This is a genomic window from Protofrankia sp. CiP1_Cm_nod4, from assembly GCF_982290645.1.
Genome location: NZ_CEVIVC010000200.1, coordinates 1 through 6,553, shown reverse-complemented (window position 1 = coordinate 6,553; position 6,553 = coordinate 1). Strand labels below are relative to the sequence as shown.

Sequence of the window (6,553 nt, the reverse complement as noted above, 5' to 3'; positions counted from 1 at the left end):
ACCAACCAGACGGACGTCGCGCGGGCCGCGACCACGTAAGGATCACTGTCACTGGAGTACTAGTATCTCGTGATTCCGCTTATTTCCGCTTTACTCCGGTCGGATCGTCGTGGATCAACCAGCTCGAAACCGGGTTCGGTATAATTGCCCACCAGTCGATCAGCCGCGCTATGTGTATCTTCGTGAAGATTCTTATCAAGCGGATCCGGGACTACATCGTCCATGGGAACGCCAATCCCACGCTGTTCGCTTGGACCGCGACCGTGGACGAGATCCTCGCCAAGGTCCAGCTTGTCCAGGCCGGCATCAAGAAAATTGTCGACAACAACGGTAAGTAGCGGTGGTTTGTTGTGATCGTTTGGTCATGTATGGGTGGCCAGGAATTCGCTGGCTGTGCCGGGTAGGGAAGGAGTGGTTCGGTCGCGGAGGTGATCGCGATGACAGAGCGGCTGCCGTGCCTGCCGGCTCCGGCGCCGGTGGAGGTGTACGCGTCCCGCTTCGACGGCCTGTTCGCCTCGCGTGCGCAGCGGCGGGGGTTCCGGGACTACCTGGTCGGTCTGCTGCTGCCGCGGGACCGGAACAAGACGTTGACCTGTCTGGCCGGGGCGGAGCCGGTGGCCGGCGCGCAGCATCGGGAGGTCCAGCGGCTGCAGTGGTTCCTGTCGGAGTCGCCGTGGGACCACGAAAAGATCAACAGTAGGCGGGTCGAGTTGCTGTTGGTGTCCTCGGACAGCGCGCCGCACCCGGGTGGGGTGCTGGTCCTGGACGATTCCGGGGACCGTAAGAGCGGGCATGCCACCGCGGGGGTGTCCCGTCAGTACATCGGTTCCCGGGGCGGTATCGAGCGCGGTGTCGTCGCGGTGTCCACCGTCTGGGCGGACGAGTGGGTCTACCACCCGTTGCACACCCGGCTCTACCTCCCGGCGCACTGCCTGCCCGACGGGCGGGCCGACCCGTCGTTTCGGACCAAGGGGCAGCTCGCCGCCGCCCTGGTCGCCGATGCCCGCGCCGCCGGCGTCGGCTTCCGCGCGGTGGTCGCCGACTGCTTCTACGGCCCGTCCGAGAGCCCCGGCCTGGTCACCGGGCTGCGCGAGGCCGGGGTGCCGTTCGTGCTGGCATTGAAACCGCACCAGGAACTGTCCCGCCCCGACGAGGACACCGACCTGCGTACCCCGGCCCAGGCCGCCCGCGCCCGGGTCTGGACCAGCCCTGAGCGGCCCGGCCAGTGGACACCGGTGCGGCGCGCCTACCGCGACGGGCACACCGAGACCTGGTGGGCCACCGACTGCCGGGTGGGCCCGTACCGGATCGGCGGGCCCCTGCGGCTGGTCGTGGCCACTTCCGACCCGGCGACCCTGCCGGCGACCAGCACCTGGTCTTTGGCCACCACCCTGCCCCGCCCGGACCTGCCCACCACGGCGGCGCCGGCGTTCCCACCCGCCACCTACGACGAGATCGTCTGCCTCTACGGGCTGCGTGGCTGGGTCGAACAGGACTACAAGCAGGTCAAACACGAACTGGGCTGGGCCGACTTCCAGGTCCGCTCCGCCACCGCGATCGCCCGCCACTGGACCCTGGTGAACTGCGCGTTCAGCCTGTGCTGGCACGACAACACCACCCCCGCCGAGCCACCCACGCCCTTCCCACCCGACGACACGCGGACAACGACCCGCACCACCACACCGCCGTGTTGGCCGGTCAGCCTCCGACAGGTCCGCGCCTGCCTGACCCCCCTGTGCCTCCTGCTACGCCTCTGGCAGGCCTGGACCACCGCCCCGATGCCCCACCCACTCCGCGAACTGATCGACACGCTCGCCGCCGGACACCGGCTCCGCCTCTACCTACCCCCGTAGATCACGGATCACGAACTGCCGATCACAACAAACCACCGGTAAAGACGGCGAATTACGAGGCGCTAGCGTCACGGAGCGGCTGATGTGACGCATGCAGCGTCACCCCGTACTGGTACTGACCGTCGGGATTGGATGAGGCGGCTCACGGAGTGTCCGCCAGGAGCGCCGACATCGAGACCGGCCCTCCACGCTGTCAGGCCGTCGCCGACTTGGGTGGCATCGCCGCGATGGCGGGGTGGTCCCCGTTCAACGGGCCGTGGCGGCGGGCCCCACCCGGGTCGCCGATCTCAGCGAAGAGTGCCTCGGCCCTGGCCGCGAGGTGCAGCAGCTCCCCAGGGAGGTCCACGTCAGCAGAGATAGCACGGACCGGGCACACGGCCTCGCAGGCGCCACAGTCGATGCACTCGGTCGGGTTGATGTACATCGACCGATCGCCCTCGTAGATGCAGTCCACAGGGCATTCCTTGACGCAGGAGTTGTCCTTGACGTCGACACAGGCATCACCAATGACGTAGGTCATGAAAGGTCCTTCATTTCCTGGAGCTGTCCGTTTGCTGTCCCGTTTGGCTCGGTTTGGAGCGTAGCTATGCAGCCGGCGATCACGAGCGCTCCGTCCCGACGATGGACACGAACGACACGCACTCGCCAGGACCTCCGCCGAGGTTGTGGGTCAAGCCCATGGTCTTTCCCGTGCTGGCGATACGGCGTTCGTCCGGGGCTTCATCACGAAGCTGCAGCCAGCACTCATAGAGCATACGGAGCCCCGATGCCCCCACAGGATGACCGAAGGCCTTCAGCCCGCCGTCGGGGTTGACCGGCAGCGCACCGTCCAGGTCGAATGTCCCGGCCAGGACGTCCTTCCACGCGGTTCCGCGGGGGGCGAAGCCGAGATCCTCCATGAGGACGAGCTCGGTGACGGTGAAGCAGTCGTGCACCTCAGCCATCGCAATCTGCGCCCGAGGGTCGGACACGCCCGCCTGGCGGTAGGCCTCCCTTGCGGACGCCGCGACCTCCGGAAAGGTCGTGAAGTCGTAGCCCGGGTCGACGTTGCCGTCTGCTGCCCCAGACACGAAGGACAACGCCTTCACGAACAGGGGGCGCTTGGTGTAGCGGTACGCATCCTCGGCCCGTACCACGATCGCTGCCGCTGCCCCGTCCGACACACCGGAGCAGTCGAACACGCCGAGGCTGCCGGCGACCAGTGGGGAGCAAGCGATGGTCTCCCTGGTCACTTCTCTTCGGAACTGGGCTCGCGGGTTCCGGGAACCGTTCTTGTGGTTCTTCCAGGCGATACGCGTGAAGACCTCCTTCAACTGGTCTTCGTCCACGCCGTACTTCCGACCGTAGGCCGGTGCTAGGAGGCTGAAGTTGGCTGGTGCCGTCGTGGTGCCAAGCGTGCCGCCCGTCCCGTCACCCGGAATCGACTGGCGGGTCAGGCCGGAGTAGCCGGAGTCCTTCAACTTCTCGACGCCGACGGCCATGGCTATGTCGTAGGCACCACTGGCGACGGCATACGCGGCGCCGCGCAGCGCCTCGGATCCTGTCGCGCACATGTTCTCAACGCGGCTGACGGGTTTGTCGCGGATCCGGAGCGGACGGCTCAGCGTCAGACCCGAGACCCCTGACATATAGGTGCCCAGCCAGAAGGCGTCGACGTCGTCGATCGCGACAGACGTGCTCTGCGTGGCTGTCCCCACCGCCTCGACAAGGAGGTCGTCCGTGCCGCGGTCCCAGTGCTCGCCGAACGCTGTGCAGCCCATGCCTACGATTGCGACCCGATCACAGATGCCTCTTGATGCCATCAGAGCCTCGTTCCGTCTTCGTGAAGCGGTCGTGCCTTCCAGAAATAGTTGTGCACGCCGTCGGCAGTCAGCAGGCGTCGGAACGTGAGGCCGACACGCAGGCCGATACGCACGTCGGCCGGGGTCGCGTCGGCGAGCTCGCATCGGAACCGACCGCCCCCGTCGAAGTCGACGACGACGGCCACCATCGGTGGGCTCGGTGTGAACGCGAGACGGTCAACAGTGAACGTCGCCACCGTCGCAGGCGTGTCACGCAGCGATCGCTGCGACATCTGGTCGGCTGCAGAACACGCAAAGCACACCCTTCCCGGTGGTACGTTGACCGCTCCGCACGCGTCGCACCGAGCCGCCTGAAAGGCGAGCTTGTAGCCGGCGGACCGGCGTGTTGGCGGCGCCGCGGGCGGGTCCGGCTCCGGTCGCCGGGGTGGCTCGCGGTCGAGCATTCCCCGCCAGGTGAGGAAGGCTGTGTAGCTGAGCTCGCCGTGTGAGCCATCCACCTGCCCTAGCACACCGGTCGGGGACCGCCGGGACAGCAGGTGCTCCGTGGTTCGCATCAGCAGAGCGCTCGCACCGTCGGCGAGGTGGACCAGCGCGACGTTTTCGCCAGCGCCAGCGCGGTCCAGAGCTGCGGCGAGCAGTACCCCGGGCTGGGCCGCACCGGGGTTGCCGATGCGGTCTGCCAGGTTGTCGACCACGGCTTCGGGACGTACGCCGCTGGCCTGCGCGAACTGCCGTACCGCGCGGGCGGCCAGGCCGCTCACGACAAGGTGGTCGATCTGGCCAGGGGCGAGATCGGCTGCTTTCAGCGAGGTGGTGAACGCCTCCTCAGCCAGCGGTCGGTAGACATGTTCGGCGAAGCGCTCCTCCCAGGTATGGGAAGCCTTTTCGCCGGGTGTCCGCCACCGCTCCAGGAACTCCTCCGTGGTCGAGGCGAACGCCAGGACGGTCGCGAGCTCGGGTGTCTCCGACGTGCCGCGTCCGAACAAGAACGCTGCGGCCGCGTCGCCGCCCTCTCGCTCGTCGCTGCTCCCGGGCAGCCCGGTGCGTATGTCGGCGACTACGGCGAGGGCCGGGACTCGTGCCTCGCTCGCGGCCAACAGTGCGCCGATGACCGACCGCGGTGAGCCAGCCATGTCGACCGCCAGCGTCGCCCGGTCAAGTCCGAGCGCGGCGTGCACCACCGCCGCATTGGTCTTGTCCAGGTAGGGAGGGAAGGAGGTGGCGAAATAGAGCCGCTCAGGCAGACAGCGCTGTCCCCGTAAAGCCGCCGAGCCAGCCTCCACCGCCATGGAGACGACATCCTCGTCGTACGACGCCACGGCGCGTGAGCCTCTCCCTCCCGAAGCGCCGAGAGCCGCCTGCATGTCGCTCCGACGAAGCCGGTGGTATGGAATGTAGGAGCCGTAGGACAGCAGGCTGGTCATGGACGTCCTTCCCCGGGGGAGTTGCCGACAGCCTAATTTCTAATCTAGGTTCGAGTCCAGTGTATGTCACACGCTCCGTCGACGCGTACCCCGGCGTCGTGTCGACATGCCCTCGAGGACGAGGATGCAGAACTGCTCCGCCAGCTGCTCCGGAGCCAGGTGGTGGTCGGCGTGGTACCACTCGACCGTCCAGTTCAGGGCACCCGCCAGCATCATCAGGACCACCGACAGATCGAGGTCGGAGCGGATGTCCCCGGCGTCGGCAGCGTCGTTGAGCAAGCCCCGCCACAGGCCGAGGTAGGTCCGCTGCAGCGGAAGGATGGTGGCTCGGACGCCGTCCGGCACCTGTCCGAGGATGCGCAGCATGGCCGAGGTGTAGTCACCCCAGGCCAGGACGGACAGCAGGTGCGCGGTTATGGCCATCGCCAGCTTGTTGATAGGCGCGGTGCGTGTGGGTAGGTCGTTGACACTACGCCTCACCATGTTGTCAGTGCGTTCCCAGGCATTGTGCAGCAGGTGCACCACCAGGTCCTCGCGCGAGGCGAAGTGGTAGTAGAGGCTGCCGGTCTGCATGTCGGCCTCGGTCGCGACGTCCACGAGCCGGGCTCCGGCATAGCCGTTCTCGCGAAAAATCTTCGCGGCCGCGTCGAGGATCCGAGCGGTCGTCGCGGCGCCACGTGTCTCTGCTGCGGACTCCTCGTGCGCATCGGATGTGAGGGTAAATATGATCTTGTGTGACCGGCGCCGCTTTCCCTTGGAGGTCCCGAGCCCGTCGAGGAACATCGCGGCGAACTGCTCCTCAAGATCACTGATCGTGAGTCCCTTCGGCTGGTCTGGGTGGAACCAGTCGGGGGAGGCGTTCATGGCTCCCAGAACGAGCATGCGGCACGCGGAGATGTCAAGGTCCTGACGCAGCTCGCCGTCACGCTGCGCGTCCTCGAACAGCTCCCGCCACCATTGGCCATACTCCCGCTGCAGCGCGAGGGCCTGAGTGCGGATCTCTTCAGGGACCTGCCCCAAGATGCGTAGAGTGGCCGCAGTGTAGTCGCCGATCTCGAGGACGGCTTCGAGATGGGCGTGCACGGCGATGCGGAGCCGGTCAAGGCCGCTCGCGTTGGGAGGTGCGGCGGAGACCTTGCCCATGACGAAGTCGTTCGTGCGCTGCTGGCCGACACGCAGGACTTCCTGGACCAGGCCTTCCCGCGAGGCGAAGTGGTAGTAGAGGCTGCCGGCTTGTATCTGTGCCGCCGCGGCGATGTCCGTGAGGCGCGTCCCAGTGTAGCCGTTCTGACGGAAGATCTTGGCTGCGGCGTCGAGGATGCGCTGTCGTGTCGCCGTGGCCTTCTTGCCCGGGTGGGTGCGCACCGTTGTCATCGCCGTTCCTCTCTGGTTGATCGCCTGATTCTAAACGTGATGCGAGAGGCGACGGCCGCCTCCTCGACGACCAGCTCGCGGCCCCTACCTGCCAAGATGA

At 67.0% G+C, this 6,553-nt stretch carries 5 protein-coding genes and 1 pseudogene; 2 read left to right on the top strand and 4 right to left on the bottom strand.

From position 1 onward, the window contains the following. Window positions 1–338 (top strand): annotated as a pseudogene (locus tag AC5LSR_RS22565) (IS630 family transposase); the annotation flags it as partial. A 99-nt stretch (window positions 339–437) separates the two neighbouring features. Continuing rightward, window positions 438–1,853, top strand: coding sequence for an IS701 family transposase (locus AC5LSR_RS22560; protein ID WP_250285364.1), 1,416 nt, complete (start codon window positions 438–440; stop codon window positions 1,851–1,853). A gap of 193 nt (window positions 1,854–2,046) precedes the next feature. Here the strand turns inward: AC5LSR_RS22560 and fdxA are convergent, their stop codons facing one another. From fdxA to AC5LSR_RS22540, 4 genes are all read right to left on the bottom strand, one after another. Next, window positions 2,047–2,373, bottom strand: coding sequence for a ferredoxin (gene fdxA, locus AC5LSR_RS22555; protein WP_250285365.1), 327 nt, complete (start codon window positions 2,371–2,373; stop codon window positions 2,047–2,049). A gap of 79 nt (window positions 2,374–2,452) precedes the next feature. Then, window positions 2,453–3,655, bottom strand: a complete 1,203-nt coding sequence (locus tag AC5LSR_RS22550; protein WP_445548507.1) for an acetyl-CoA acetyltransferase — start codon at window positions 3,653–3,655, stop codon at window positions 2,453–2,455. Continuing rightward, on the bottom strand, window positions 3,655–5,079 hold the full coding sequence (locus AC5LSR_RS22545; protein ID WP_250285367.1) for an OB-fold domain-containing protein: 1,425 nt from the start codon (window positions 5,077–5,079) through the stop codon (window positions 3,655–3,657). The genes AC5LSR_RS22550 and AC5LSR_RS22545 overlap by 1 nt, the downstream gene beginning before the upstream one ends. 66 nt (window positions 5,080–5,145) lie before the next feature. After that, window positions 5,146–6,453 (bottom strand): TetR-type transcription factor C-terminal domain-containing protein, encoded by a 1,308-nt coding sequence (locus AC5LSR_RS22540; protein WP_250285368.1) that lies wholly within the window; start codon window positions 6,451–6,453, stop codon window positions 5,146–5,148. Window positions 6,454–6,553 lie beyond the last annotated feature (100 nt).

Coding starts and splice junctions, on each gene's coding strand:
- AC5LSR_RS22560 (WP_250285364.1), top strand. CDS start 438: ATGACAGAGCGGCTGCCGTGCCTGCCGGCTCCGGCGCCGGTGGAGGTG.
- fdxA (WP_250285365.1), bottom strand. CDS start 2,373: ATGACCTACGTCATTGGTGATGCCTGTGTCGACGTCAAGGACAACTCC.
- AC5LSR_RS22550 (WP_445548507.1), bottom strand. CDS start 3,655: ATGGCATCAAGAGGCATCTGTGATCGGGTCGCAATCGTAGGCATGGGC.
- AC5LSR_RS22545 (WP_250285367.1), bottom strand. CDS start 5,079: ATGACCAGCCTGCTGTCCTACGGCTCCTACATTCCATACCACCGGCTT.
- AC5LSR_RS22540 (WP_250285368.1), bottom strand. CDS start 6,453: ATGACAACGGTGCGCACCCACCCGGGCAAGAAGGCCACGGCGACACGA.